Genomic DNA, 288 nt, shown 5'->3' with positions numbered 1-288 from the left:
GATTTCTTGCGACGGCTGAAACCCAGACCCGCCAAACCAAGGCCAAGCAGTGCAAAAGTGGTGGGCTCAGGTACCTCGCCGACCTGTGCTGCTGGATTCGGCAACTCATTTACCGTCCCAGTCAGGTTCAGGATGAGGCTATAGGCAGCCCGGCTGGATGCCGCGCCGACGTCCGCATCTGACAAGCCCAATGTGTAGCTGGCGTTGAAAATCCCGGCTGAGGAGGTGTCCAGCGTAGCCAGCCAGTCGTAGCTTGAACCCTGGCCCAGGCCGCTGAATCCCCCTAAA

General features: G+C 59.7%; 1 protein-coding gene. It reads right to left on the bottom strand.

Going from position 1 to position 288, the window contains the following annotated elements:
- Positions 1–288, bottom strand: a 288-nt coding sequence (locus SQ11_RS15430; RefSeq protein ID WP_041515092.1) for a PEP-CTERM sorting domain-containing protein, incomplete at both ends; no start/stop codon positions are given.

The sequence above is a fragment of the Nitrosospira sp. NpAV genome (genome assembly GCF_000832065.1).
Lineage (GTDB): Bacteria > Pseudomonadota > Gammaproteobacteria > Burkholderiales > Nitrosomonadaceae > Nitrosospira.
Note: the sequence above shows the minus strand (reverse complement) of the source record. Positions and strands in the feature narration are given on the sequence as shown.